General features: G+C 54.9%; 22 protein-coding genes. 19 read left to right on the forward strand and 3 right to left on the reverse strand.

Going from position 1 to position 24588, the window contains the following annotated elements; genetic code table 11:
* Nucleotides 1-238 precede the first annotated feature (238 nt).
* The 7 genes from E4487_RS00380 (at nucleotide 239) to E4487_RS00410 (ending at nucleotide 10090) form a co-directional block, all read left to right on the forward strand.
* The gene (locus tag E4487_RS00380; RefSeq protein WP_175252490.1) at nucleotides 239-1849 is read left to right on the forward strand and encodes a class I SAM-dependent DNA methyltransferase; all 1611 of its coding nucleotides are present in this window, start codon (nucleotides 239-241) and stop codon (nucleotides 1847-1849) included.
* Nucleotides 1846-3093, forward strand: a complete 1248-nt coding sequence (locus tag E4487_RS00385; RefSeq protein ID WP_175252491.1) for a restriction endonuclease subunit S — start codon at nucleotides 1846-1848, stop codon at nucleotides 3091-3093. The genes E4487_RS00380 and E4487_RS00385 overlap by 4 nt, the downstream gene beginning before the upstream one ends.
* 10 nt (nucleotides 3094-3103) lie before the next feature.
* Nucleotides 3104-3988 carry an OST-HTH/LOTUS domain-containing protein gene (locus E4487_RS00390; RefSeq protein ID WP_175252492.1) on the forward strand — a complete coding sequence of 295 codons (885 nt, stop codon included), beginning with the start codon at nucleotides 3104-3106 and terminating at the stop codon, nucleotides 3986-3988.
* A 3-nt stretch (nucleotides 3989-3991) separates the two neighbouring features.
* Nucleotides 3992-7276 (forward strand): type I restriction endonuclease subunit R, encoded by a 3285-nt coding sequence (locus E4487_RS00395; RefSeq protein WP_175252493.1) that lies wholly within the window; start codon nucleotides 3992-3994, stop codon nucleotides 7274-7276.
* Between the two features lie 13 nt (nucleotides 7277-7289).
* A complete protein-coding gene (locus tag E4487_RS00400) occupies nucleotides 7290-8000 on the forward strand; it encodes a SprT family zinc-dependent metalloprotease (protein WP_175252494.1) in 711 nt (236 codons plus the stop codon).
* A gap of 3 nt (nucleotides 8001-8003) precedes the next feature.
* Nucleotides 8004-8945, forward strand: coding sequence for a hypothetical protein (locus E4487_RS00405; RefSeq protein ID WP_175252495.1), 942 nt, complete (start codon nucleotides 8004-8006; stop codon nucleotides 8943-8945).
* A gap of 98 nt (nucleotides 8946-9043) precedes the next feature.
* Nucleotides 9044-10090 carry a hypothetical protein gene (locus E4487_RS00410; RefSeq protein ID WP_175252496.1) on the forward strand — a complete coding sequence of 349 codons (1047 nt, stop codon included), beginning with the start codon at nucleotides 9044-9046 and terminating at the stop codon, nucleotides 10088-10090.
* Between the two features lie 10 nt (nucleotides 10091-10100).
* Here the strand turns inward: E4487_RS00410 and E4487_RS00415 are convergent, their stop codons facing one another.
* Together E4487_RS00415 and E4487_RS00420 are read right to left on the reverse strand one after the other, a co-directional pair.
* Complete coding sequence (locus tag E4487_RS00415) at nucleotides 10101-10331, reverse strand: hypothetical protein (RefSeq protein WP_175252497.1); 231 nt, start codon at nucleotides 10329-10331, stop codon at nucleotides 10101-10103.
* Nucleotides 10332-10497: 166 nt separating this feature from the next.
* Nucleotides 10498-11553 carry a hypothetical protein gene (locus tag E4487_RS00420; protein WP_175252498.1) on the reverse strand — a complete coding sequence of 352 codons (1056 nt, stop codon included), beginning with the start codon at nucleotides 11551-11553 and terminating at the stop codon, nucleotides 10498-10500.
* Nucleotides 11554-11656: 103 nt separating this feature from the next.
* On the opposite strand from E4487_RS00420, the gene E4487_RS00425 reads away from it, so the two are divergent.
* From E4487_RS00425 to E4487_RS00460, 8 genes are all read left to right on the forward strand, one after another.
* A complete protein-coding gene (locus tag E4487_RS00425; protein ID WP_106735641.1) occupies nucleotides 11657-12379 on the forward strand; it encodes a hypothetical protein in 723 nt (240 codons plus the stop codon).
* 1 nt (nucleotide 12380) lies between these two features.
* Nucleotides 12381-14336 carry a transposase gene (locus E4487_RS00430; protein WP_175252499.1) on the forward strand — a complete coding sequence of 652 codons (1956 nt, stop codon included), beginning with the start codon at nucleotides 12381-12383 and terminating at the stop codon, nucleotides 14334-14336.
* Nucleotides 14336-15316, forward strand: a complete 981-nt coding sequence (locus E4487_RS00435; RefSeq protein ID WP_175252500.1) for a TniB family NTP-binding protein — start codon at nucleotides 14336-14338, stop codon at nucleotides 15314-15316. The genes E4487_RS00430 and E4487_RS00435 overlap by 1 nt, the downstream gene beginning before the upstream one ends.
* Nucleotides 15317-15328: 12 nt before the next feature.
* Nucleotides 15329-17206 carry a TniQ family protein gene (locus E4487_RS00440; protein WP_175252501.1) on the forward strand — a complete coding sequence of 626 codons (1878 nt, stop codon included), beginning with the start codon at nucleotides 15329-15331 and terminating at the stop codon, nucleotides 17204-17206.
* Nucleotides 17200-17532, forward strand: coding sequence for a hypothetical protein (locus E4487_RS00445; RefSeq protein WP_106735637.1), 333 nt, complete (start codon nucleotides 17200-17202; stop codon nucleotides 17530-17532). Before E4487_RS00440 ends, E4487_RS00445 begins: the two co-directional genes overlap by 7 nt.
* A gap of 13 nt (nucleotides 17533-17545) precedes the next feature.
* A complete protein-coding gene (locus tag E4487_RS00450; RefSeq protein ID WP_106735636.1) occupies nucleotides 17546-17953 on the forward strand; it encodes a hypothetical protein in 408 nt (135 codons plus the stop codon).
* A gap of 10 nt (nucleotides 17954-17963) precedes the next feature.
* Complete coding sequence (locus E4487_RS00455) at nucleotides 17964-18365, forward strand: hypothetical protein (protein WP_256579549.1); 402 nt, start codon at nucleotides 17964-17966, stop codon at nucleotides 18363-18365.
* 90 nt (nucleotides 18366-18455) lie between these two features.
* Nucleotides 18456-19595, forward strand: coding sequence for a hypothetical protein (locus E4487_RS00460; RefSeq protein ID WP_175252502.1), 1140 nt, complete (start codon nucleotides 18456-18458; stop codon nucleotides 19593-19595).
* Here the strand turns inward: E4487_RS00460 and E4487_RS00465 are convergent.
* On the reverse strand, nucleotides 19589-20542 hold the full coding sequence (locus E4487_RS00465) for a hypothetical protein (RefSeq protein ID WP_175252503.1): 954 nt from the start codon (nucleotides 20540-20542) through the stop codon (nucleotides 19589-19591). The two genes, E4487_RS00460 and E4487_RS00465, sit on opposite strands and share 7 nt — an antisense overlap.
* A gap of 128 nt (nucleotides 20543-20670) precedes the next feature.
* Here E4487_RS00465 and E4487_RS00470 point away from each other — a divergent pair, with 128 nt between their 5' ends.
* From E4487_RS00470 to E4487_RS00485, 4 genes are all read left to right on the forward strand, one after another.
* The gene (locus E4487_RS00470) at nucleotides 20671-21837 is read left to right on the forward strand and encodes a competence protein CoiA family protein (RefSeq protein WP_175252504.1); all 1167 of its coding nucleotides are present in this window, start codon (nucleotides 20671-20673) and stop codon (nucleotides 21835-21837) included.
* Between the two features lie 220 nt (nucleotides 21838-22057).
* Nucleotides 22058-23140, forward strand: coding sequence for an ATP-binding protein (locus E4487_RS00475; RefSeq protein WP_175252505.1), 1083 nt, complete (start codon nucleotides 22058-22060; stop codon nucleotides 23138-23140).
* 23 nt (nucleotides 23141-23163) lie between these two features.
* Complete coding sequence (locus E4487_RS00480; protein ID WP_175252506.1) at nucleotides 23164-23724, forward strand: winged helix-turn-helix transcriptional regulator; 561 nt, start codon at nucleotides 23164-23166, stop codon at nucleotides 23722-23724.
* Nucleotides 23725-24013: 289 nt separating this feature from the next.
* Entirely contained in the window at nucleotides 24014-24346 is a 333-nt protein-coding gene (locus E4487_RS00485; protein WP_090506100.1) for a YegP family protein, read from the forward strand.
* Nucleotides 24347-24588: the final 242 nt, after the last annotated feature.

Consider the following 24588-nt stretch of genomic DNA (forward strand, 5'->3'; position numbering starts at 1 on the left):
CCCATTCGGCCAAAGTTAGAGGGTTAGGCCAAAGTTAATTGCCTGCTGCCCTCCTCCTGGAAACCCCGGTTGACTGAAAGGTCTGCCGGGGTTTTGTCGTTCATGGGGAATTGATTTTTCGGGCTTCAAGTGGCGTCGACTTGTAGAATCGAGCCCACATTTTTCTGATACGCCTAGGCGGCATGGCAGCAATCGCCAGGTGCTGGGCGTCGTGCTTTGTATAGGGATTGATTTACCCATGGCTGACAAGCTGTCACTCGAAACGCTGGAGTCCTGGCTCTGGGAGTCCGCCAACATCCTGCGCGGTTCTATCGACTCCTCCGACTTCAAGAACTACATCTTTGGCCTGCTCTTCCTCAAGCGTTACAACGACGTGTTCGAAGAGCGCATTGCCAAGCTGATGAAGGACGAAGGCCTGAGCTTTGGCGATGCTCAGGATGAGATTGAGGATAAATGGGGAAAATTCCCGATTAGTGCCCGTTGGTTCGATCTGATATCGCGCACCGAGAATATTGGTGAAGCCCTCGACAAGGCTTTCGCGACCATCGAGGCCAACAACCCTGAACTGCAACATGTGTTGACCGCTACGCAGTACGGCGATAAGCGAGTGCTGTCGGATGCCACCTTGCAGCGTCTGATGCGCCACTTTAACCAGTACAAGCTGGGCAATGACGACCTGTACAAGGCCGACATGCTAGGCGATGCCTACGAGTATCTGATCAAGCAGTTTGCCGATGACGCAGGTAAAAAAGGTGGCGAGTTCTATACGCCCAAGGCCGTGGTGCAATTGGTAGTTGAGCTAATCGACCCGCAGCCCGGCCACAGTGTGTACGACCCCACCTGTGGCAGTGGCGGCATGCTGGTGGAGAGCGCCCACCATGTGTCCAACTTGCCCAATGGCACCTTGATGGGCAAGCCTAATGTTCTGCTTTACGGGCAGGAAAAGAACCTCGGCACCTGGGCCATCGCCAAGCTCAATCTATACCTGCACAACATGCATGCCGAGATTGAACGCGGCGATACGCTGGTCGAGCCCAAGCACCTAGACGGCGATTACCTGAAGACCTTCGACCGGGTGATTGCCAATCCGCCGTTCTCAGCAAAATCCTGGTGGGCACCGTTGGAGCTGAGCAACGAGAACGAGCAAGACAGTGGCAAGAAGCCCAAAGCTCCAAACTACAAGCAGGTCAGTGACCCTTATGGTCGCTTGGTCTATGGCGTCCCGCCACGGAGTTATGCCGACCTCGCCTTTGCTCAGCATATGTTGGCCAGCCTCAAGGCTGATGGCCGCATGGGGGTTATCCTGCCCCATGGGGTGCTATTCCGCAGCGGTGAGGAAGGCAAGATTCGCGAGGGGCTTCTGTTCGGTACAGATGCGGCCAACGGTAATCAGCCTGGCGATCTGATTGAGGCAATCGTCGGCCTCCCGTCTGCCCTGTTCTACAACACCGGTATCCCGGCTTGCGTTTTGATCTTGAACAAGCAGAAACCCGTTGCGCTGAAGGGTAAGGTCATCATCATCGACGGCAGCCGCGACTACCTCGAAGGGAAGGCGCAGAACAGTCTGCGCGCTGAAGACATCACGCGCATTGTGAGCACTCACAAGGCGGCATTTGAGCAGCAAGCTGAGGTCGAAAACTATTGCCGGGTAGTTTCGTTAGACGAGATCCGTAGCAACGACGGCAATCTCAATATTGCCCGCTATATCGACAATGGTGAGTCTGAAGAGACTGTCGATGTGGCTGCAATCTTGAAGAAGCTGGAGGCGCTGGCCGAGGAAGAAGCGCAGATTGATGCGCGAATGAATGGGTATCTGGTGGAGTTGGGGTTACTGGAGATTGAGGCATGAGCTTGGCTGAAAAACCGGGCTATACATCAACACCATGCGGCTGGATTCCTGCCGCTTGGTCAGCCGAAAAGCTCTCCGGATTGGTTGATGTGATTTATGGAAAGTCACCGGCTGATATTAAAAGGTCGGAGCGTGGCATTCCGATCTATGGTACGGGTGGTATTTCCGGGTACACCGATTCACCTTTGTATGAGGGCCCTAGCATCATCCTGGGACGCAAAGGAACGATTGATAAAGTGCAGCGTAGCGATGGCCCATTTTGGGCAATTGATACGACCTTTTATACAACGCCGAAAGTGACCTTTGATTGGTCATGGCTTTACTACTGCATCTCGTCGTTTGATTTAAGAAAGCTTAACGAAGCTTCCGGTGTTCCCAGTTTGAGTCGGGATTCGCTGGAATCGCTCGACATTGCTCTTCCCCCTCTCCCTGAGCAACAAAAAATCGCCGCCATCCTCACAGCCGTGGACGACAAGCTGGATGTAATTGCCCGCCAAATTGAAGCTACTCAGATCCTCAAGCAGGGACTGATGCAAACCCTATTCAGTCGTGGCGTTGGTGCCCAAGAGGCCGATGGCCACTGGGCACCGCATACCGAGTTTAAGGACAGTGAGTTGGGGGATATTCCGGTGGGGTGGGAGGTTCGTACCTTAGAAAGCGTTGCGACTGTGGAGCGAGGAAAATTCTCTGCGCGCCCGCGCAATGACCCAAAATATTTCGAGAATGGAGATATTCCCTTTGTTCAAACTGGCGATATCGCATCCGTACCTAGATACATAGAAAACGCGTCGCAATTCTTGAATGCCGATGGATTAGCGGTCAGCAAGCGTTTTCCGGCAGGCACTATTTTCATCACTATTGCAGCAAATATTGGCGATGTGGCTATCGCCAAAATCCCAATGACTTGCCCCGACAGCCTTGTCGGCATCAAAGCTAACTCGGATGCGTGCGATAACATTTGGCTCTACTACCTACTAGCGAATAACAAAGACTACTTCGACTCGCAATCAACGCAGAACGCACAAAAGAATATCAACTTGCAGGTTCTAAAGCCGTTCTTGTTCGCATTACCGAGCTTGAAAGAGCAGCATCGCATCGCTGAGGTTCTCACAACTCTAGATGACAAGCTTGAAGTTCTTGTATATCGCCAAACCCAATACCAAACGCTTAAACGTGGCCTGATGCAAAAACTGCTAACCGGCGAGTGGCGGGTCAAGCTCGATAGCTCTAGCGGTACAGCCTGAGTTTTTATTCATGGACGAAATCATCCCCCTGCCCTCAGATCCTGTACCTGACCTGCAACGCACCGTGCAGCGCAAGCTCGGGCGCTGCATGTTGCAGTTACAGCAGTACGAGCGGCTGCTCAAGGCAATGGTTGCCCATAGCGAGTTGAGTGGCCCTCCAGAACGACTTCAGGCGATTCGCGACGAGAAGGTTGCCTGTGCCCATAAGAAGACCTTAGGCACCTTGGTGGGGATGCTGACCGAGAGTTATCTGAAGCTGCCGGATTTAGCTGATGAGCCAGAGCAGGCTGAGCCGAGTGATCAGATATGGATCAGCTTCCGATGCCAGATGGAGTTACCTGAGGAGCACTACGCCGAAACCAAGGCTGCGCTCAAGGAGCTGGTCGACCTGCGTAATGAGTTGGTGCACCACTTTCTTCAGCGCTTTGACCTTTGGAGTGTTGATGGCTGTATAGCCGCCGAGTCATATCTCGATGAAAGTTATGAAACCATCGACGGCCATTACCTGACGCTGCGCGATTGGGCCAAATCCATGGATGAAGCTCGGCAGCTCATGGTGTCCTTTATGCAGACCCCGGAGTACAGGGATTTCGTTATCAACGGTATTGGGCCGGATGGCACCGTGCACTGGGCTAGCAGCGGTATAACCAACTGCTTACGTGAAGCGGAAACCAAGCTGGCTCAGACTGGGTGGACACCTCTTTTCGAAGCCATTCACTGGATAGCCAAGACCTACCCCGAGCAGACGCCCAAGCGTTATGGCTGCGGAAGCTGGCGTCATGTCATCCATGCGTCGCAGCAGTTTGAAATTCGCAAGCAAAGCCAAGCCGATACTGGCGCTACGGTAGTTTGGTATCGCAGTCGTCCGAGGGAAACCTCCAAGGAGCAGGAGTAAGCAATGAGCCAGTCACCAGAGAAGGTCGGGGTCGAGCTGCCCGCTATCAACTGGCTGATCAAGTTGGGCTACACCCATCTGCCTGGTACCCAGGTACAAGTTGAGCATCGCCACCTGGCTCCGGTGCTGGATGATGTGTTGCAGGCTCGGCTGCTCATCCTCAACCCATGGCTGGCGAGCGCTCCCGGTGGTATCAGCGCGGCGTTGATCGAGCTACGCAAGCGCGTCAATGATGAGCTGTTGCCTGCCAACAAAGCGTTCTGGGAACAGGTGGTTCACCGTTCGGATATCCAGGTGAAGGATGTCGAGGGCAAGCCGCGCAGCGTGCGTTTCTTCGATGCCAGTGATGCCAGCAACAACGACTTCCATGTGGTCGATCAGTACGTGGGGCGCAATGCGGATGGGGATGTTTTCCGGCCAGACCTGCTGTTGTTTGTGAATGGCTTGCCGCTCGCCATCATCGAATGCAAAGCCAGCCATCACCGCCTGGACGAAGCCCTGGGCCAGCTGGATGGCTATCAAAGCACCTTCCCTACCCAGTTTGTGTTCAACCAGGTATGTGTTGGGTTGAATCGGCGTGAAGGGCTGTATGGGGCGATCCTAACCAAGCCTGCCTATTACGCCCGCTATCGGTTGCAGGCGCAGGAGACTGCCGCTGTTGCCGCCCTGTTAGGAGAAGCGTCCAGTGAGCAGGATAGCCTGCTGTGGGCATTGTTTGAGCCGAGCCGCTTCCTGCAACTGATCACCCATTTTGTGCTGTTTGAAACCCGCGACGGCAAAACGGTGAAGAAGCTGCCGCGCTATCAACAGTGGCGTGCCGTGCGCAAAACTGTGGATCGGCTGTGCGCGCCGAAACCCATGGGCGGCGTCGTTTGGCACACTCAGGGTAGTGGCAAGTCCCTGACCATGGCCCTGCTCGCGCGCATGCTGCGGGCCGATAGCACGGGGTTGAACAACCCCACCGTGTTGGTGCTGACTGACCGTAAAGACCTCGATAAGCAGATATTCGACACCTTCCACGCGGTGGGCATTAACGCCATCCAGGCCGTGTCGGTTGATGGCTTGCTGAAGATGCTGTCCAACGACTACGGCAGCGTGTTCACCAGCACTGTGCAGAAGTTCCAAGAGAACGATCAGCCCAGTGAGCAGGCTGCCGAGACGCCTGGCGAAGAAGATGATGCCCTACAGGCGACTCGCCACCGGCGGATTCGTGAGGAAAAGGACTTCTTCATCGTGCATGAGCGCAATGTCCGCCACCTAGAGGTGGATGAGCACGGTGTTCCGGTTAAGCCCAAGTGGGAAGAAATCAGCCGGGAGAAGGTGCACTTCCGGGTACTCAGCACCAAGCCAAATTTCTACGTGCTGGTCGATGAAGCTCACCGTAGTCAGTACGACTTCCTCGCGGCCTTTATGCGCGCCAGTTTGCCCAACGCCAAATTCATCGCCTTCACCGGTACGCCGCTGCTACAAGAGGACAAACACACGCTGGGCGAGTTTGGTGGTGGCGAGTACATCGACGAGTACCGTCTGCACGAGGCAGTGGCGGATGGCGCAACCCTGCCAATCAAGTACCAGGATGCCTGGGTGGCTCTGTCGGCCAATACTGATTTGGATGCGGCGTTCAAAGAGCAATTCTCCGACCAGAGTGAGGTGCGCCAGCACGAATTGAAGCGTGAACTGCTACGTCGTTGGCGTCAGGCCGGTGATCGTATGGAGCAGGTTGCGGAGCATCTGGTCGAACACTTCCTCAGTAACGTAAAAGCCAAGGGCCTGAAGGCCATGCTGGTATGCGATGGCCGGGATATGGCAGTGCGCTACAAGGACTTGCTCGATGCGATCATGGTAGAGCGGGCGAACAAAGGGCTGCCCACTTTTGACAGCAAGGTGGTGATATCTCTGACCAGCATCACCTCTTCCCGTACAGGCGCTTCCGCCATGGAAGAGGCAGCAGAGTATGAAGTAGAGGCCGACAAGATTCGCAGCATCGAGGAGCGGATTAAGGCCGAGTTGAAAGCCGGAAAAACTCCGGTGGCCATGCCTTCCGAGCAGATCGGCAACTTTGTCAGCAAGATGTTTCCCCTGCCCTACGGCGACGAGACTAAGGGGCTTGATGGTAAGCCGAAGGCGAACAACGTCGGGCTGATCATCGTCTCTGACATGTTGCTGACTGGGTGGGATGCCCCGATTGTCGGCACCATGTACCTCGACAAGCCGTTAAAAGAACATACTCTGTTGCAGGCTATCGCACGGGTGAACCGCACCCTGCCTGGCAAGAATGCTGGCTACATCGTGGATTACCACGGGGTGGTCGATCACCTTGATCACGCCCTGAAAATATACGGCGGCGAGGTGAAGCCTTCGCAGGTCTGGGAAGGTGTTGAAACCGAACTGCCTAAGCTGCAAGCCACGCTCGACCGCATTCTCAAGTTGCTGCCGAAAAAGAATGACCCGGTGGCACAGCGCGAGGCCTACAAAGACGACGCCGAGCGCTTCCTTGATCCTGCCACCAGGCTGGACATGGTCGAAGAATTCCTCGACCTGGTGAAACAGTTCAACCGCTCAGTGGACATCATCCTGCCGGACGTACGTGGCGTACCGTTCAAGCCCTATTTCACCCTGCTAGGTGAAATTCGCCTGATGCTGCGCGACAAACTGCCGGGTAATACCTACAAGGAACGCATCACCAAACTGGAGTCCGCGCTGCTGCAACAGCTGCTGGATGAGTACATCGCTGCCAGCCCGGCGAAGAGCTTGCTGGGTCATGAGGTGTCGATTCTGGATGCCAGCGATATGGAGCGTTTGAAGAAACTGGCGAGCCCCGGTAGTCGCGCCCTGGTGATGAAAAACCAGCTGAAGCAAACCATCGTTACCGGCAAGGACAAGGATCCAGCATTCTTCGAAAAGATCGCCGAGGAGCTGGAAAAGCTGCTGGAAGAGGAAAAGGCGGGTCGTATTACCCAAGCCAAGTTTCTGGAGCAACTGGAGATGTTCAGCCAGCGTATTCAGGACAAGGACAAAACCGGTTTTGAAAAGCCCGCACACTCGGCGGTGTACCACTACCTTGCCGCACAACTGGCTGAGGACACGGCAAGAGTGGCAACGACCAAGTTGTTCGAAGATGAAATGCTGAACCGTGCGCTGGCGACAGAAAACTGGAAGAAAATGCCAGATACGCACCCTGACTTTCGAGACCACCTGCGCGGGGTATTGATGCCTCTCGCAGGCTGGGAGCGTTCGGTGGCGCGTGATCACGCCAAACGTATCTTCGATATCTTGCTGAAAAACTGAAGCGGCGCCACCCATGCCTGTGTTGAATTACGGCCAAACGGCTATCGAGTGGCACTTCCAGCTCGATAGCAAACTCAAGCGCCATTACGTAACCGTAGAACGGGGGCGGCCTGTGCTATTGCGTGGGCCGCAGGTGGATGAGCTTGAGCAAGAGGCTTTGGTGCTGCGCAGAGCGCGCTGGATTCGAGAAAAGCTGGCCCAGGTGAATCAGCCCCTTGCCCGCGAACCCATCGTGACTGGCAGTCGCCTGCGCTATGCAGGGCGCACCTATTACACCGAAGTTCGTCACGTGCCAGACGCCCTCAAGCCTCGGTTGGCTTTCACTGCATCACGTTTCATCGTTGATAACCCCGAAGGCTTGAGCATTCATCCCGACGCACTGATGCCCTTGCTGGAGCGATTCTATAGGGATCGAGCCCACGAGAAGCTGCCACTACGTGTTCGCCACTGGCAACGAGAGACCGGACTACTGGCTGCGGGTGTACGTATTCGCCATTTTCAAAGCCGTTGGGCAAGCTGCGATGCGAGCCACATCCTGGAGTTTCATCCTCGGGTGATGGAGCTACCGGCCAGCGTGCAGGACTACGTCATCGTCCATGAGCTGTGCCATACGGTGGAAAAGAATCATACCAAGGCCTTTTGGGCGCTTGTGGCCAGCCATATGCCGGATTGGCAGCGGCAGCATCAGGTGTTGGAACAGGCGGTGTTTGGTGATGCGGTGTAGGTGATGAAAATCCCAGTACGAAAGTTAAGTCGTTTTTATGAGAAGACTACACATAGCAATGTGGTTCAGTCCGCTAGAAGATTGATCTTCACCCATTGCTCTCAGTCCATGGAGGAGCTTGGCCGTTATCATGCAGATACCGTCTACAATTTTGGTGGGACAGGTATTCTTATTAAATACCATGAGAAATTCTTTCTGCTGACGGCGCAGCACGTTATAGATGCTCACTACGAGATCGCACAGAATGAATCGCCTTTTTTTACCCATCTTTATTCTGACAGAGGGTGGGCAGGTGCCGAGGATCTTGGGTTTCCAATGCGAGGCTGGCGCATAGGGGAATTAATAAAAGAAGATATGCCAAATATCGACATGCAGGATATTGTTTTGGTCGAGCTGGCATCACTCTTCCGTTTTCCAAATACATTCATTGATCTCGACTCTCCCAATGCGCCGAAAGGTGTTCCAGTAAGAAATATATACAAGGGGATGATTCTTGTTGTCTCTGGTTATCCGGTAGACGATAACCCGATTGATTACCCTTATGGTGATGATTACAACTGCTCTACGGTGCTCAATAAGCACATCACTTATGGGAGCTGCGATTTCGATGGTTCAACACCTATTCTGCGCTTCCACGGGGAGAAGACGCACGCCATGCTAAATGGTATGAGTGGCGGAATGGTGTCAAACCTGATGCCTAAGGCTAACCAGGTTGAATGGGTAGGAATGATTCAGAAAGCTGGCAACAGTATTATCCATTTCTATCCGGCTTCTTGGATTATTCCGGCTATCAGAAAATATATGGAGGCCAGCCATTACATTATAGATCCAGCGGTTATGCTAACAAATCTAGAGATTGATCTATCCCAAGAAGCAGTTGTTGGGCGAGGAGAATACTATCAGCTCATCAGAAAAATGACGGATACATTCAGGCAAAGAACTTAGCAGGATAGTCTCTACAGCTGATGATGAACGCCAGAAAATAAGAACTTTAGACAAAACTGAAGCCTAGGTGAGTCCATAACGGCTCAAAGGAATGGACGATGAAGCTTGTTCGGGATGCACGCACTCTGAAAGGCAAGGCTCTTTACTCTCTCCGTACGGGAATGCAGGCGTTTAATAGCTTCGATGACGATGGGCGTATCACTACGGTACTGCTGCACCTCCAGCATGCTTGCGAGATGTTGCTGAAGGGCGTGCTGGTGCAGAACCAGGCTAAGGTCTTCGACAAAGAGGCGGGGCGTTCGATTAGCTTCGATAAGTGCCTCGGACTCTGCACGGCGCACTTTGGCCTGACGGCTGAGGAAGCCGGTGCAATGCGTGCGATTGATAGCTTGCGGGATGCGGCTCAGCACTGGTTTGTCGTCGTCGCCGAGGATCTGCTGTATCTCAACACACGAGCATTGATCACGGCTTTTGATGCCTATATGCAGCGTGCCCTGGAGGATGCCCTGATAAAGCACATCCCTGCTAGGGTTTTGCCAGTCTCAACCATGCCTCCTGGCGATTTCGAGTTCTTGGTGGATCGCGAATATCGCTTGATCCGGGAGTTGCTGGAGCCTGGTCGGCGGCACCGGGACGAAGCCCGTGCACGGATTCGTTCCCTGCTCGCCATGGAGTCGATTGCCGTGGAAGAGGTTGTTATATCCGAGCGTGACATCGACCGTATCGAGCGGGCAGTGCGTGCAGGGCAAGACATCCTTGAGGTCTTTCCTCGACTCTCCACTGTGGGTACGCGCACTGATGGTGAGGGGGTGAACCTAGTCGTTCATTTCTCCAGGAAGGAAGGCGCCCCTGTGCGCTATATCGGCGGTGATGACCCTGCCGACGCGGCTGCTGTGCGTGAGCTGGATCTCCAGAAGAAGTTCTACCTGGGGGCAGCCGACTTGGCTCAGAAGCTTGGGCTAACCCAGCCTAAGGCTCGGGTGTTGCGAGCTCATTTGGGGATAGATGCGGACGTGACCTGTCGTCATGTCTTCGAGTTTGGATCTACCAAGATTCCGCGCTTTTCGGACAATGCTTTCCGACGTATGCGCGAGGCCATGGACAATCTCGACATCGAGGAGCTTTGGCGGGCACGCCAGCGGTAGCGTCGCTGGATCAAAGCTCCACCACCAGCGCCTTGATCCCCACTTCTGCGCAAAATCGCCCCACTGCCGTCAGAGAGCGCCAGAGCCGCACTGGTTCGCGCCGCGAGCGCACCGGTAGCCATTTCACCCCGAGGCGCAGCTCTAGGCGCCAGGCCTCGCCCTCACGCAGCACCCGAAACTCTCGCGCGGCACCAGTCTCAACCAGCGCCTGCAACGTCTCCTGCTCGATGGCTCTTTTCATGGCCCCCTGCTCTCGCGTCAAACCAGTCCCTAGGTGTCTGGTATAGCGCAGGGCCGCAGGTCGGTCACCGCAGCTTGTTGAGCGGCCACCGGTACCTGGTGAGGTGTGGGGCCTGATTTAACAGATGCTCCTATTACGCGCAGTCCTGCGGGTCATGCACGTGCTACTACATGTCGAGATCGACTTCCAGGGCGCCGCGTCTCTCAACTGGGCTGGCGTTAGCCCCTTCGCCCACGGCCTTGATACGGGATTGGACGACTTCGCGGAACAGTCGGCTTTTGGTGGGATGCTTCGGCAGCTTTAACAGCGGACGTAAGGCCACCAACTCGCCAGAGGGTTGCCCATCGGCTGCCTCTATCGAGCAGTACAACTCCGCCCGCTCAATCAGCCCTGCGCCAGTCCGAAGCTGTTTGATCAGTTGGGTGAAGTACTGTTCGAACAGCACCTCTAGCACGCCATGGTCGTCGAAATGCGCCAAGTACAGCCACTGCCCTTTAGGGTCATAAGGTGAACCGCCCCAATGCAGGCTGAGTTCGGCCAGGCGCTGGAGCACCACGTTAGCCCGCTCGAACACACACCAGATGTGCGGTGCCACCGCGCGTTGCGACAGCGCGTGCTCATAGAGCTCCCGTGCTGCGGTGGTTGGATCGCGCCACGCACCCGGCTGAATGCATAGCACCACGCAGGTGAGCTTGCCTTTAGCGTTGTACACATAGTAACCACCCGGAGCGCCCAAGGTGCTGCGCCGACGTAGCACGCGCCCTTGGTAGGCATCAAACACGTACAGGTCTGAGGTGCTAAAAAAGTCTTCCATGCGCTGGTACAGCGCGTGTTTAGAGGCGGTCGCGCGGAGGGGGCGTGGAGCTGGGTTTTCCGCTGTGGTGGCAGCCTGGTTGCGAACCAGTGCTTCGAGTTCATGCAATTTCAGCTGGTTGCTCAGTACCGCATGGAGTACCTCTTGTGCGACCTCGGGGGCAATCGATCCCAGCTTGGCCAGGCGCTCTAGGGGAGCATAACCGCAGTGCAGTGTGGCCCTGTCAAAGGCCGGTGTGAGTCCATCCAAAAAGCGCCCGGCGATTTTGATGCGTGACCAAGTCTTGGGTTTCAGGCCCAGTTGAGTGGCGACTTCCGGATCGCTGAAGCGCTGTTCGCGGGGTTGCTGCTCCAAAGCGATGCCCTCTTGGTAAGTGTCATACCAACTGGTGTCGACGCGGCGGCCCATAGCGGTTTCTCTGGTTTAAGTTGGACTGTCATTTAAATTTGTTGACAACCCTACCAAGTCTGACTATGAATGTAAATGTCCTTTCTAGGAGATTCCACTAAACATGCCTTCCAGAGCAAAAAATCGTAAACCTGTTCGCGATGTAGCCAAGCGCGTTAAGCGTGGCCACAAGGCCTATGTCGTGCCAACACCGCGTAATGACGCGGGTTGGGTTGCGGGTCAAAGCTTTCTGGAGCGCAACCACCTGCTGCTGTTGAGCGTGCAAGTGGGAATCAAGCGGCTGTGGGATCAGGCGGTGTGCATCGATCTGGACAACGAGACCCTGGTGGATCGCCTGGCGGACTTGCCCAAGCGTGGCGGCAAAGCTGTACGTCGCTACACCGCCGACAGTGCGTATGAGCGCGATGATGGTCAGCAGGGAGTGTGTGAGAGCAAGCCGAGTGCGTTTTTGGCGAAGCACGGCGAAAAACATGCACTGGCTAAGAAAGTCCTCAACAAGTACGGCAAGTCGTTCACCACATTGACGGAAGAACAGTTCACCCCTGTTTTCATTTCCAATCTGGAAAACCTGCTGAAAGCCACGAGTGAGGGGCAACGACATCACGCCGAGTTGGCGATTGAAAAACTCCACAAGGCCCTGGCGCATCAGCAGCGTTGGTTGACCCAGGCCCTCAAGCAATCTGCCGGTCTATCGAACGCCGACATTTTCTTTGGGCTAGCCCATGGGGTGCTGTGCGCGGATCTGAGGCAGTCCCTATTTGACAGCAACAGTTGGGTTGAAGCGGCGCATGGCAGCCTTGATCACCTGATGTTCGTGGAGCTGTGACATGGCCGTACTCAACGACAGCTACCTCAGTCCACGGCGCTACAAAGTCGGTGGCCTGGTTGCAGGCTGTGATGGCCGACAGTATGTGATCGACACTATCCACACCAAAGCCCAGCAAGTGGTGCTGCTGGGCCCGGTGGGTGAAACCTACGTTTATGAAAGCAATGAGTTCCGTAATCGGGTAGCGGCGGGTGAGCTTCGACTGGTGGTCTGCAAGCAGAACGCCGAAGGTGTCGAAGAAGTTTTCGAGCCCCGGAAACTCATGGGCAATGAAAGTAAAGTGCTGGAGGAACGTCAGCAGTACATCGATATCATTCTGAAATACATCGATAACAGCACTTGGGATTATATCTACGAGAAAATTAAGGAAGAATACGGCGGCAAGCGAAAAATTCCAGGCCGGCGTAGCATTGAGCGCTACTGGCAGATCTATAAGCAGGCTAAGTCGCCAAATTGTCTAGCACCCAAATATTCACTGCGGGGTGTACATCGTTCGTTGTCGCTGGATCCACATGTTGAAGAAATCATCATCAATGTGTTGGAAGAGAAATACTGCAATAGCTCAGGGTTCAGTGTTAAAGACATTGTCGAAATCATTAATATTCGGTGCGACAAAAAATCCGCTGAGCTGAATGTTGAACTGGGCGGTATTTCACGGCGCGCAGTCGGTCGAATTATTGAAAACCTCAATATTAAGCAATTGAAAGGCCGACTGAACCAAAAGACGTTTCGTTTGATCATGCGCAATGCCTTGCACTTTTTCGATGTGCAAGAGCCTTATGCGCGAGTTGAACTGGACTCAACCGTATTGGATATTTTGCTCGTCGATGCGTTCGGTAACATCATCGGAAGTCCGACTCTTTACGCGCTTATCGACACTGCGACGCAGACGATTGTCGGTATCTTTCTGACTATTCAGCCGGCCAGTCAGATCGGCGTTCTGCAAGCTCTCCAGTTTGCTTTTTCACCGAAAGGTGAAGCGTTTCGTCAACAGCACGGTTGTATTCACCATTGGCCTGCACCAGCCGACATTCGCGTCTTGGTGATGGATAACGGCGCCGACTGCCATGGCCCGATGGTCGTAAAAGCTGCCCGTTATTTGTCGATGATGCTCGAATACTGCATCGCTGGCGCCCCCTACCAAAAACCCTTTATCGAACGTTTTTTTGGCAGCTTGCACACGATGTTGATCAAAAAATTGCCTGGCGCGAAATACTCGCATGACAAGCGTGAAGAGCATGCCTTAGAGAATGCTGAGAAAACGGCAAAGCTCACACTCGATGAATTGAATTCGCTGATTATCCGCTGGATCACGGACACGTATCACCTAAAACATAGCGACCGTCTAACGAGTAAGTTTAATCGTGCTTGCTCCCCGGCTCAGGCGCTAGAGATCTTGAGCCAGCAATATGTGCTATTTCCAGCGCCCTCAGCCGAAGAGCTTCTGGAAGCCTGTCGTCATCATCTAGAGGTCAAACTCAATGTGACGCGTGAGGGACTCAACTATCAATGCCAGCAATACCAGAATGAATATATTTCTGCACTGTATAAGACCAATGGTAAGCAGAAAGTCGAAGCGTATGTGAATCCCATCGATTGCAGCGCGATCCATGTTTTCGATACTGACAGCAAAAGCTGGCGTGTGGTGCCGAACAAAAACCCACATATGCCGGCGATGAGTTTTGAGCAGGCCAAGTATTACCGCAGTTTGAACTACAAAACGGATCTTGAGATTTCAAGAACCGAGCATGTGCTGAGTCAACACCAGATTATCGAAGACGCACACGCCAGCAAGAGCAGAAAGGGGCGGATCAATCGTAATCGTAAGGCCGAACGCGACATCGCACGCGCCCAAGCAGCGATCACGACAGCCTCTCAGCAGCCGGTGGCCGACGTACCGCTGGTATCGCCGGATCCCACTCAGGCACCAGTGAAACCATATCGGAGGAAAAAGTAATGACGAATGCGGCGAAGAAAGTGGTGCGTTCGGAGGGCTTTTTCCATGGTCATCTGCTGCGAGCTTATGAGCGCGGTCGTAGAGTGATTGAGCACGCGCAGGCGCAGGCGCAGGCGCAGGCGCAGGCGCCGATGCCAGAACAGGAACGTGAGCCACAGATTTTTATCTTGCTGGGGGCGGCGGGCACGGGCAAGACCGACACCATTTCGGGTTGGGTCTCTGAGTTCCCTCAGCAACAGACGGCGCAAGGCAAGATTACTAAGCCGGTGATCCATGTGACCTGCCCTGTAGAGCCGGATCAGCGATCAATGGCCCAGAGCATTATTCGTGGCCTAAAAGGTCGTGTGCTGAGCAAAAGCACTAAGGCGGATGTGGTCGAGCAAGCTTTGGAGCAGCTGAGAGTTCTTGAGGTCAGTGCAATCATTTTCGATGAAGTCCAGCACATCGCTGAAAACCTCAGTGAAGCAAAAATGAAAATTGCAGTGAAATTTCTGCAATACATCCTTGATGAGTCTAAAGCCTCGCTGATCCTGGTGGGACTGCCGACAGCCCAGCGCTTTATCAACCTTGACCCTGCGTTTCAACGGCGTTGCCTAGCTACGGAGCTGCTTTATCCCTACGCCTGGAGCAGCGATAGACACCGCCAGGACTTTGCCGACGGGGTGGCGTTGATCGCAGAGGCTTATCGCGAGCACGGGTGGAAGACCGTGCTAGATGACCCTGACTCGCTTAAGCCTCTGTATGCCGCCTGTATGGGGCGCTTTGGCGTGCTGATCGACTTCCTCAGCCATGCCGAGACCGATAACGGGCGAAAAGTGATCGACATGAAATGCCTGGCCAAGGCCTACACCCATGGGATTAACCATCAACCGTTTGCCGGTAATCCGTTCTCGCCGAGCACCCAAATCTCGGAACAGGAGCTGAACGCGGAATATGTGCGCGTGCTTCAGCAGGCGCATTTGCCGATTCCTAAGTTGTAAGGAGGCGACGCCATGTCATTTTTTCAGAGTGTCAGCCTCAAGCCGGGTGAAAGCTTGAACTCCTTGCTCATGCGCAAAGCCGAGCTAAACGGCTACGGTACGGCGCATGCGCTGCTGGATGACGTTGACCTGACCATGAAGGTCAGCTATCTGCCGGAGGAGCTGGAGCCACTTCGAGCATGCTTTGAGCTGGCTGAGCCTGACCTGATGCTAGGCAGTGCAGGTCAGGCTCCTTACCTGAGGCAAAAGGCGTTTTTGCGCAGCCAGTGTTCGCCTGTGTGCCCTCAATGCCTGGTTGATGAGGGCGTGGCACACGAGGCGTGGTCTCATCTGCTGGTAACCGCCTGCCCTGTGCATCAGACGGAACTGCTCAGCCAATGCCCGCAGTGTGCAGAGCCAATCAGTCTGACCCGACGAGTGTTGATGCATTGCGATTGTGGCTATGACTATCGTCACGCCATCAGTGAGCCTGCGTCAGCGTTCTCTGCTGGACTTTCAGCCTTGTTGGCAAATGCCGCTGCGCCAACTCGACAGGCGCTACCGGCACCACTTAATCAGCTAGGTTTTGAGCCACTGCTACCCGCGTTTCTGCTGATGCTGACGAAAGCCCAGGGACGCATGAGTGATCAGCTTCCTACGAAGTTTCGCTTTGCTGCCAGCTCCTCTTTTGACGATTCTTTGGCGATGGTGGGGTATTTAGAGTCGCTGTTGGGTGAGTGGCCACAGCGTTTCGATGAGGTTCTGGAAGACCTCCTCCTTGAGGGTGAAGGGGTCAGCTTGGCCGGACGAATCGGCACCTGGTTCCGGGAGCTTTTCAGCACCTATTCGGGGCCAAGTTTCGATTTCCTGCGGGATCGATTCAAGGCACAGGTTGCCGACCATTTTGATGGGCGTCTAGGCGTCAGCATGCGAGCCCTGATGTTTGGGGCTGACAACGCAGATGCCATGCAGTGGTTCTCGGCGGCAGAGGCTGCACGGCTTCTGGGGGTGGCTCCCGACATCTTGGCCAACCTGGTGATTACGCAGCAGGTTGAGGGGCGAGTACATCAGGAGGGCAAGAGTCGATTCATTGCCGTTCACCGCTCAACACTCGACCAGATTGCAGCTAATCGAGCTAGCTATCTCTCCTCGACGGAAGCCCGTCAGCGTCTGAACGTCTCGAAGAATTTCTTCGAGCGGTTTATCCAGGCAGGGGGCTTGCGTCGCTACAAGCGCACCGAGCGACCGGTACTCGTGGCCGGCGAATTCCGAGTCGCAGATGTCGATCAGGTGATTCAGCAACTAGTGGGATGTGTCTACAAAAAGCCCAGAGCAGCACAGCTGATCGGCATTCAAGACATCTCCGCCAAGCACGGTATTTCTAACAGCAAGATCGTGGGCGTTTTGCAGGACATCCTGCAAGGCATTGTTCGGCCTGTGGCTCACGTCAGCTCACTGGATGGGCTGGCCGGCTTGCAATTCGACAAGACGGAGATCGAGCAGCGTGTTCGTGACAACGATCCTGACGTTGCGTTCAGTGTTGATGACTTGGCTCAGGTGTCTGGCTGGAAACCTGGTGTGATCAAAAAATGGATTCAAGGTGGATACCTCAAAAGCATCGTTCAGACGCATGGCAAGGCCAAGCGCGATGTCGTTCTGGTCTCCGCGCTGATCGAGTTTCTGCTGACATACAGCCCCACCGCTGAGTTATCCAAACAGCTCAAGACCAAGACCTTGTACCTAATGCAGTCCTGGCGTCCCGCCAAGATTGAAGTCATCACGCCCCCTCAGGATTCCGTGGGTGGCCTACGTGGTTTGCTGGTGCGAAATGCTGACCTTGCCCGCGCTGCGCAGCTGAGAAAACCCACTATCCGGGAGCTCGCTGATCAGCTGGAGGAGTCCCCATGCTGACGCTACTCAAGAAAGCCAAGCTGGCCGATGCCCTGCTCGATGATTACCCCGAAGTCATCACAGGCTACATCGTCGACGCCAAGGTGGTGTCCGGTTGCCTGGTTGGGACTGCGTACAAGACTTGGGGATATGCCAGAGGGGAAAAACTGATCTCTGGGAGCATCACGCAGATCATCGACTGCGGCCCGCGTTGGTTGATCAAAACGCGCGAGCAGGATTGTCTGGTCGTCGTGAATTTTTCCCGTGGGGGGCGGCAGTCGCTGCTGCACCTCATCGACCTGTTCGACACCGCGCGGGTGGCGCAGTCGCACTGGTGCCTGCATTGAGAGCCCGGTACACATGATCCCTTCGGCGCCACGCTTTAGTCTCGATGACATCCAGGCCTGCCCGGAAAGTGCCTGGATCGTCGATGGTGCAGTCTTGCGTTGCGCGGGGGAGGCGCTGCATTGCGCACTGGTGCAAGACCTCAAGAGCCAACGGGTACTGGGCTGGTCGACTGCGTTGGACGCAGATCCAGCGCTGATGTTGCGGGCCGTGGAGTTAGCGTGTCAGCGGCATCCACGGACGCGCCCCACCCTGCTGTATCTCGATGCTCAGGTTGAGCAGGGCCCGGCGCATGTGATTGCCGCCCTGACGTGTCTGGAGATTCAGTTGTGTTTTTTGCAGGGGCAGGAGCAGTGGCTGCTCAAGCCATTGGCAGCGGTTTGGAGCCAACTCCAAGCCGGTTTCGACGACCAGGAGAAATGAGGGTCTTGCTTTGGACGATCTTCAAACGATCACTGACCTGCTCTCTGGCGCCGGGGAACCGATGACCGGCTCAGACATGACCGATGAGCAGGCGCTGGCCTTTGCGCGTGAGCGCTTCCCCTATTCCGAGTTTTGTTTGGTTCGTCACTGGCGTTGGATCGACCTCGATGTGAGCGAAGCTCAGCGCCTTGAACTGGAAAAAACGCAGCGTATGCCGGTGATGCTGTATGCCGATGGAGTTGTGTACGACTCGATGCGTCGCTGGGATGTCGGCGATTCAGTGCGTACGTCATTTCTGTCTGTTTTCGAGGAGGGTTTCGTGTTCCGGACGTTGAATACGGTCTACCTGATGCTTGGCGATGGCCAGCGCAAACGCGCGGCGCTGGAAACCGTGGGCCGCATTCGTTTCTGAGCCTGGGCCCCTTGGCTGGGGATTCGAACCAGGCTTCGCATAACACGCCATGGGGTAAATGGCCGCTAGCTCAACTTCCCGGAGGCGGTGATGTGGGAGCGATATGATCGAGACAAGCTGTTTGCCGAGGTGTGGGCCGAGCCGGTGCAATCGGTGGCCAAGCGCTACGGGCTGTCGGATGTGGGCTTGAAGAAACTGTGCAGTCGCTTGCAGATTCCGACTCCTCCCCGAGGTTACTGGGCCAAGCTGAAAGCGGGCAAAGCGGTACTCGCCCCACCAACGTTGCCGCTGTTCAAAGGGAATCCCCGTCATCTCCATCGCTTTGTGGCGCAACCGCTCAAACCATCTGGTGAGGCCCCACCACCGGATGCCCGGTTGCTGCCGGTTCTGGCGTTTGAGCGTGATCCCGCTAATCACATCCGGGTACCGAGTCGAGGAACGCATTGGCATCCCCTGGTGGCCGCTACCCGTGATGCCCTCAACAGCGGTTACAAAGACAACCGAGGGATACCGATTCCAGGTGGTCGGGGGTTCGATATTTCTGTGTCGGTTGGCCAGCGCAAACGGGCATTCCGGGTGTTGAATACCCTGGTCAAAGCCTTGGAAAAGCGTGGCTACAGCCTGCGCCCTGGTGATCGGCACATGCAGGTCGAAATGTATGGTAGCCGCTTCACGCTAGGCATCTATGAGCCCACCAAACGCTCCAACTATGTTCCAACGGCGAAAGAGCTGGCGGCCAAAAGTCGTGGCGAACATAGCTATTGGCCGCGCTATCAGTACACCCCGTCGGGAACGCTCGAAATCCGTTGCGGCGATGGCCATGACGCGGTGGTCAAAGACACGGTGCGGCAATCCATCGAGGAGCAGCTCAATCTGGCGGTGGAGGTGATGGCTAGGCGGGCGATCAGCAGGCTTCGCTACCAGGAAGAGCAAGAGCGCTTGGCGGCGATCCGCGAAAAGCGCCGCCAGGAGGCATTGGCACAGCAAGCGATTCAGGACGCCGAGAAGAAAAGGCTGGAGCAGCTGATTGCAGATGCGCAGCGCTGGCAGCAGGCGGAAACCATCCGGGCGTTTTTACGTGCCCAAGAAGCTCATGGTCAGCAGGTTGGCGGTTTGTCCGAACAGCAGCAGATGTTTCTGGCCTGGGCTCGGGCTAAAGCGAACTGGCTGGATCCCTTGGTAATGCAGCCAGACGCCATTCTGGATCAGAAGATAAAGATTCCTTACTGATCCTTCTCTTCGGGCATGGGGGGGCCAATGTACGCACCTCGTAGGGTCATCCGGTCAAAGCTATAGACATGGGCGTGTGGGCTTTCGACGCAGCGACCTACCAGGGGGAGTTGATGGTTTGGCTTGCCGGGTTGGAGCTCGATGGTGCTGCCGCAAACGGGGCAGTCAGCCGAAAAGCGCACCAGGCGCGTCCAGCGGTAGTTGTCATGCCGGAACATTTCCAGCTCGCAGCTGGTTTCTTTGAACGCGGACACCCAGTTAGGTGCTTTCACGACGCAGTCATCAATCACTTTGAACCAAGGTGAGTAGCCCTCGCGCCAGATGAATACAAATCCTGCCAGGCTGAGGCATAGGGTGATGAGGCTTCCCATCGTAATGGGCCCCTCACGTAGGCTCAGGCTCAGCAGCATGATTCCGAGTAGGGCAACCCAGAATGCACTGCCCAGAAGGATTGAGCTCAGAAAGCTGATACCTCTGACACTCAGGTTGCGCATTTCACCGCCACTCAGGAACAGGCGAGCCGCGAGCGATGGCTTGATTGCGCCCTTGGCGGAACGTCGGTAGATGATTGATGAGGCGGGTTCTACTTCAGGCGTTTTCTCTTCGTCATTTTGGGGTTCCAGTTCCAGCCAATACAGGCTGACCACGCCCCTGCCGCCACCTGGCGTATAGCCAAGTTGCAGGCGCGGCTCATCTGATTCTGACTGGGCCAGCTTCAGGGTGCGCCGCAGGATCGAGATTTTCGGCACCCAATCCTTAGGGTCTGAGTCTTTCTCCGCAGCATTACCGCAGCCGGCGAGCAGAGTCTTAGCCTCAAAGGTCAGTTTCTCTTGGTTGTCAGGGCGGGCAAGACAGCTATTGGTCATGAACAGCAGGATCTCGTAGGCCCGTCCGCGCGAGGGGTTCTCTGTGAGGTGATGCTTTAGACGCTGAAGAGCTTCGAACATGCAATTCCCTATGCTTATGATTTTTAAGGATTTAAAACCTGGATTTCCGGAATACGGCCATATCTGGAGGTTTTTTCTGCCGCGTATTTTCAGTCTTGAGACCTTCTTAACTCCAGCGGAAAAGTCTCATGACCATGACGATTGCAGTAGATGTCAGTGGCCGAGTTGTTTCGATTAACGAAGTAGTACGCGGTCTGGCTTGTGGCTGTCGGTGCATTGAATGCAATGAGGTCGTTGTTGCTCGCCAAGGGCTACAGCGGATGCACCATTTTTCCCATGCCTCACATAAAGCGCCCTGTGAGGTCACGCCAGAAAGCTTTCTGCACCGATACGCCAAGCAGGTGGTGGGAGAAAGCTTAGGCTTGCAGCTGCCTCCGCAGCCGGGGCATCGCCCAGATTCTGAAGACAAGAGTTCTTGGTGGGATTTTGAATCCGTCAAAGAAGAACCCTGGATGGGAGATTTCAGGCCCGACCTTGCTGCTGAGCTGATGGATGGCCCGTTATTGATTGAGTTCGCCTGCACCTCGTTTGTTGATGAGGAGAAACTGGCGCGGATCAAGCAGTTGGGCATTCGCACCGTCGAGATCGACTTGAGCGGTTTGGTCGTAACGCCCTCATCTGATGGTTTGCTGGAGATAAAAAGATCCATCCTGCATGACGCGACCTTAAAGCAGTGGCTCTACCCGCTCCCGGAAATCGTTGTTGGCGGCGATATGTTGCTGCCTGTTGATAGCGGCGTTCAGCAGGAGTCCAGCGTGCACTTGCCTGAGCGGCAGCGGTTCACGATTCAGGGCTTTTGGGTCGATCTGCGGGTGCTTGAGTTCGGCTCTGTGGTAGTGCGCTCTGTGGCGTACAGTCCGGCTATCGCGGAGCTGCTCAAGCGACTGTCGCGCCGATACGCAGGTCGCTATGTGGCCAAGTACAAGAACTGGATGTTTCCTGCGTGGACAAGGTCTGCGCTTCAGGATGAGCTTAAGGCACTGGCTGATGGTGATAGCCCTGGTTTGAGTAGAGCGGTTGATCCGTCTTCACGGGTACTAGAGGCGTCGTTCACGACTGAGAGTCAGCCGGACGTGAATGGTTACCTCGATGCGCGACTCATCCTCCGGCACTACCGTACAGGGCTTGCTCCTGGATGCCTGCCTTGCGGCGAATTCAAGGCTCGGCACTATGGCATTGGGTTGGACTGTGATGCGTTGGAAGATTTCTTCCGGGCCAGTGGCGTTGAGCTTCTTGGTGTGGAGGTGATTCGGATAGCTGGTAAGGCTGATTTCGTTTACGTATTGCGTCGATGATTTGATCGCCTCTGGTGGGAGGGATAACTACATCCTGGGTCAGACCGCTGCTTCAGCCGGGATCTGAGGCCTTGGCCAATGGTGCCTAACTGGTCTCAGGCGCTCACTAAGTTATAGTGGCGTCCGTCCATTCTCTCTTGGCCTGCGCTGCTGTAGAGAGGGGTGATCATCGAGGTTTGATAGAAATTCTGGATGCCAAACAGCCAAGGAGACTAGGTGGTTGATTGCTGATGTTGAGCGTTTTCTGCGGGAAAACCCAGGCACTAAAGCTAAGGACATCGCCAAGCATCTTGGGGTGGCTAAAGGGGAGGTCAATTCTCTTCTTTATAAGAGTCCTGATACGTTCGCCCAAGATGCTGACCATCGGTGGTCGGTGGTGAAGACTGTGCTGACCATTGTCCTTAAAAAGGAGGCGTGGGTGGACAGCTCTTCCTTTGAGGATGTGCTGGCTGCTGTTGGGTCGCCCTTGGATTCCGCCTGCACAGGCGCAGTGTTCGTTGTGCCCGAGGGCTGCAAGATCATGATTGATGCTGCGGCGCGAATGCTTGCGCTATGCAATCAGCTCGTGATGGTTGGTAAGGCGGTGTCGATTGATTTCAGTGCCTGCAAGGCAACGCTGACTTACTTCAATCGGCTAGGTTTTTTTGACCACCTAGCTGGGGCCGTGAATGTGATACCGGAGCGACCCTCCCTATCAGGGGCGGCAACCTACCGTGGCAACAATCATGGTGTGGTTGAGCTTGCACCGATTGCTCCTCACATCCCCGATGAGTCCATTCCGAAGCGTTTGAAAAATAGCCTGGTGGAGTGTGCAGGTGAACGCTATATGCAGTCCGCGTTCACCTTCATTTCGGAGCTATTTGGCAACGTGAGGGATCATGCAAAGTCCGAGATTCCGGGCGTTGCAGCTCTTCAGTACTACCCGAAAGGCCGCAAAATTCAGACAGTGATCTCTGACAGCGGGATTGGCATTGTCGGAAGCCTTCAGCCTGTTCTGGAACGGAAGTACCCACAGCTCTTTCAGCAGCTCGATTTCTCGAAAGCAGAGTCAGGGCCGGAGCTGGTCTTGCACGTCTTCAAGCAGGGGCGAGTCTCCAGTTCCGACGAAGATGGCCGGGGGCTCGGGCTGAAACGAAGTGGTGATATGGCCGCTGATTTCAATGCCACGGTTACGGTGAGACAAAGAAACTTTGAGCTGACGATGGTCTACAGCGATGGTCGATTCAACCGTAGCTACCCCCGAATGGATATGCCAACCATCCTGGGAACCCATATCTGCTTTGACTTCTTAATTGACAGCTAAAGCCCTCTCGTTAAACTGAGCAAATGAATCAGAAATCAATTACGGTCAAGCTAAGAGACTTCACTGAGGACGACCACCCTTTTGGCAATGTCCAGGGGAAGGCAACCTTTGGGAAACTGCTCGACTTCGTTCACTCCCATCCGCAGTACTCCGTTTTTGGGATCTCCCTCTCTGGCATAGAAGCGACGGATGCGTCATTTCCGAGAGAAAGCGTGGTTGCTGTCGCGAAGCTTTTTAGGGGAGAGCGCGGCTTCTTTCTCAAAGATGTCAGAAGTCGAGACTTACTGGATAACTGGAGCTATGCGGCCCAGGCCAAAGAGATTCCTCTGACTGTCTGGGCCGATGACGGTTACCAAATTATCGGGCCTGAGATCAGCTCGTCCACGAAGGAACTGTTGGAGTGCGTGCTGTCTCAGCGTTCGGTAACTGCCGCCAAGGTGGCCGAAACGCTGAAAATTTCGGTCGCCAATGCCAGTACCAAGCTCAAAAAGCTCAAGGATCAAGGGTACATCCTCAGAGCCGAGGAGACGGCTGAGTCTGGCGGGATCGAGTACGTCTACTTTGCCATTGGCGAATCTGCTTAAACAGCTTTACATAATCAGAATAGAGGCGTAACGTTTGCTTTGACTCCAAGGGATTTGTGTAATCTCTGGTTAAACTGAATAAATAAAGCAGAATGGTGATCGATATGGCAACGAATCCTCCGGCAGGTGATGGGCATCGAAATGGTGCTGTGCGTCAGCGTTCCCAAACCCAGACTCCGTCTGGTCATTGGGTCAAACGTGATACGGAAACCGGCCAGTTCATGGACGTGAAAACGTCGGATAAAACGCCGTTCAAAGGCGTGCGGAAAGAGAAATAGGAGAACAGCTCATGAGTGCGAAATACGAGATTTTCCTGGGAGCGGATCGTCAGTATTACTTCCGGTTGAAGGCACCTAATGGCGAGAAAATTCTTGCCAGCGAAGGCTATACCACCAAGGCGAACTGCCAGAATGGTATCCAGTCGGTGAAGACCAACTCCCCTTACGATGCCAACTACAAGAAGCTGACGTCCATTAACTCCCAGTACTACTTCACCCTGCACGCAAGCAATGGGCAGGTAATCGGCAAGAGCGAAATGTATACGTCCGCTCAAGCACGTGATGGTGGTATCACGGCGGTTAAGGCGTACGGCCCGAGTGCTCCGGTGGTAGATCTCACCTGATACATCGTGCTTGTACAAACCCGCTTCGGCGGGTTTTTTGTTGCCTAAAAAAGGGGGGGCGCGTGGCCATTTCCCTGCAATCCTAAGGAGCTAACCGTTGCGGCTGTTCTGTAGACGGGGTTGGCAAGGCGAGAGACTCGGGAATTTATTAACAAAAACGTTAATAAATTCCCGAGCCGGGCGGTGCGTATATCGGGCGCTATGTTCAATGGCGCCCCGCAGGGGGCAGGGTGCTGGCGATC

The sequence above is a fragment of the Pseudomonas sp. BMW13 genome, from assembly GCF_013357275.1.
Classification (GTDB): domain Bacteria; phylum Pseudomonadota; class Gammaproteobacteria; order Pseudomonadales; family Pseudomonadaceae; genus Aquipseudomonas; species Aquipseudomonas khazarica.